The following is a 3,742-nucleotide window of genomic DNA, read 5'->3' as shown; positions in this document are numbered from 1 at the left end:
TACCCCCAAAAGCCCTTACATCGCTACCCTTTCGTACAAAAAAAAGGCGTTTTGTCCCGTTTTGTCCCCTGTACTCCAGCTATACGCATTGTCCATGGTAGGCAGCTCCCCTCGTGGTCTCCTATGTGCACTAAAATAAAGAATCCATGGCAAACCCTTTCTAGGGTTTTTCCCCGTGGAGCAAAGTATTTTTCCGCTGCTTTTTCGGTATTTTTCCGGAGTCCTCTAGAATTCAAGGAGTTCCAAAGGGTTCAGGGCTACGGCATGGTCAAAAAAAAAGGGACACCGTAGGGCGCCGCCGAGAATATTTGTAGAAATCTTCTTACTTGAACTTGGGGTGCTTTTGGGGGTTTTGGGGCTTGTGTCATGCGAAGTCCGGAAGTTGAGGGAGTGCGGGGGAGCAATTCGTGTGCTATCGGGGACACGTTTGCATCCAAGGCTGAGGGTTAACAGACCCGGTACATCCGGGCGATCGGGTTTTTATTTTCAAGGCGTAGCGCTTAAGACGGTCGTAGGCAATCCTGCATTCGTGAAACTCCCGCTATCCTACTACGCCAAGTTTGCTTGAGTGATTTTTGGAGCGAAAAAACCGAGAAAATTCTTAGGGTAAAATGCATTTCAATTGTTTTCAAAAAGGGAAATGAAAATTTGCAATGTTTCCTCAATTAAACAGCTTAAATAACTAACTTTGTAGCCCTAAAAATCGGAGTTTCATGTCCTTGAAAGCTATTCTACATTATATCGTACTTGGTTTTGTATTGGTATCCATTCCCAAAGCCCAATCGCAATGTTTTGAAATTGAATCGATATTGGTCGATGCTTGCTCACCCACAAACCCTACTAATGAGGAAGGATTCAATGAAATGGTTCGTTTTAGGGTGGGGACCAACCCCTTAAATACGGCCAATTTAAACGTTACCTGGCCCAATAATCCTTGGGGAGGAATTATACAAAATGCGGCCACAGCCAATATTGTAACGCAATTGAATGCCAGTATCGCCACAGCGGGGAATTGTGGTACTATTTTAGAACCTACCGGTGGCGTTTTACCGGCCAATGCGACGGTTTTTTTGGTGACGAGTCAAAACATCAATGTTACGTTCAATTCCTTTGCCACGTTGACCACCACGGTGTATATGATTTTTCAAAATAACGCCACCAACATTGGAGGGCATTTTGCGAATTACAATACCATACCCGGGACACGAACCTTAGTGATGTCGTTTGGGGGCGCTTGTACCGATACGGTTACCTATGAACGCAGTCTATTAATCAACAATACGGGGGGATACGGCGGTCCGCTTCCTGGGCAAGACGGAGCTACGGTTAATTTTACAACCACCGGTGCTCCAACCTATGTAAACAATGGTTGTTTGGCTCCTGTGGTTCCTTTTACAGTCAATGCAGGAGCAACGCAAACGGCTTGTCGCGGCGCTACCATTTCGCTCAACGGAACCGCCCAAGGATTTCAATCGGTATTATGGTCGGCCCCCGCAGGTACTTTTGTGGGCAGTCCGGCGATATTGAATCCCACGTTCACCCTACCCACCACAGGAAACAGCGTGACGCTTACCCTTACAGCAACCAATATTTGTGGATTGGTGATTAACTCAACCGTGACTATTAATTTTACGGCGGTCCCCACTCCCACGGTAACTACGCCAGTCAATTACTGTCAAAATCAAACGGCTACACCCCTATCGGCTAACTTTTCCCCAGGGGGAACTTTAAATTGGTATGGATTAAATGCTACGGGAGGGACTGCTTCAACAATTCCACCCACTCCATCAACAACACTATTAGGGACTTTTACCTATTATGTCAGTCAAACCATTGCTGGATGTGAAAGCGAGCGCGTTCCGATAAATGTGATCATTGAAAATACGGGGCCTACTTTGAACTTGTTTTGTGATTTAAACAGTCCCAATACCACTCCTACCTCGTTGAATTTTGATTTTTCCAATGTAGGACAAACCAATTTTACCTATACCTACACCGTAGCCGGTGGAACTCCAGTGACGGGAACTTGGGTGGCGCCTTCGAATTTTACGGTGACAGGATTGGCGCCGGGGACGTCGGTTACCTTTACGATTCAAGCCAATGGAGTATCGTGTGTATCTCCGATGACTGTTACATGCAATACCCCGTGTCAAACGTTTACCAATCCGAATTTTGCACCTATAGCGTCGATTTGTCAAGGAAGCACGCCGCCCCCTTTGTTAACTACTTCGCCCAATGGCATTAGCGGAACCTGGACTCCTGCAACCATAAATCCCAACATCTCTGGAACTTACACCTTCAATCCCGATTCCATTTTATTCCCGTGTGCGAATCCGCAAACGTTGAATGTAACAATTACGCCGCAAGTTACTCCTGCGTTTACCCCCATTGGTCCACTATGTGTAGGCACTACATTTACACTCCCTACCACCTCTACCAATGGAATACAGGGAACTTGGTCACCAGCGCCCAACAGCACTGCCACTACTACTTACACCTTTACGCCTATCAACAGTGCTTGTGCGACGTCTACTACTTTAACCGTGACGATAAACCCACAAATAACGCCGACATTCCCCTACACAAACCTGAGTTTGTGTGAAGGCGCTCCGATCACAACCGTATTGTTGATGAATACGTCCAACAATGGTATCACGGGGACATGGAATCCAGCTGGCATCGACACCAATCTCCTTGGAGTTACCCAATATACTTTTACTCCAAATCCAGGACAATGCGCAGTAAACGTATCCTTTACGGTAACCATTACCCCCAATGTAACACCTACTTTCAATACTCCTCCTTCCTCTTGCCAAGGCGCCACCATACCCGCTTTGTCTACAACATCCAATAACGGAATCTCGGGAACGTGGTCTCCTGCCTTAAACAATAATTCAACAACCACATACACATTCACTCCTAACGTGAATCAATGTGCCACAACAACCACGTTGACAATATCGATTAATCCGCGTACCACTCCTACGTTCCCTGTTTTGGGACCTTATTGTACGGGTACTGCAGTTAACCCGCTACCCACCACCTCCAATAACGGTATCACTGGAACATGGAGTCCCGCGTTTAATCCCAATGCGACGACTACGTATACTTTTACCCCCAGCGCAGGACAGTGTGCGAATCCGACCACGCTCAATATTACAATTACCCCTTTGGTCACTCCAACCTTCGCGGCTATCAGTCCGATTTGTATTAATACAACATTCCCTACGCTACCCACCACTTCCAATAATGGTATCACTGGGACATGGTCACCCGCTCCCAACAACACGGCGACGACCACCTATACCTTTACCCCCAATGCGGGACAGTGTGCGACCACCACAACCTTGACCGTGACGGTCATCAATAATTCAAACCTTCCTGTTTTTACCATCGCGCCCAACCAATGTCCGGGTATCGCTTCGCCCCTCCCTACAATTTCCAATAATGGAATTTCTGGCGTTTGGACACCACCGTATACACCCAATACTTCAAACACGTATACGTTTACTCCCAATGCGGGACAGTGTGCTACAGCAGTTTCGCAATCCATTACGATTATTGCCTCGCCACCGGCCAACACCCCCACCGCTTACGAAGTGTGTGACGACAACAACGATGGGGTGGCGTGTACTTTTGTGTTGGGCACGAAGACTCCGGAGATCACCACCAACCCCAACGTGCAGGTGAGTTACCACTTAACGCCTACCGATGCGCAAACCGGCTTTAATCCGATTGCGCC

1 pseudogene is annotated in these 3,742 nt (G+C 47.4%); it reads left to right on the top strand.

The window, feature by feature from the left end:
- Positions 1-713: 713 nt before the first annotated feature.
- Positions 714-3,742, top strand: a pseudogene (locus Q0037_RS01235) (hypothetical protein); the annotation flags it as partial.

The sequence above is a fragment of the Flavobacterium sp. genome (assembly GCF_027482425.1).
GTDB lineage: Bacteria > Bacteroidota > Bacteroidia > Flavobacteriales > Flavobacteriaceae > Flavobacterium.
The sequence above is the reverse complement of the archived record's forward strand: the minus strand, read 5'-3'. Positions and strand labels throughout refer to the sequence as shown.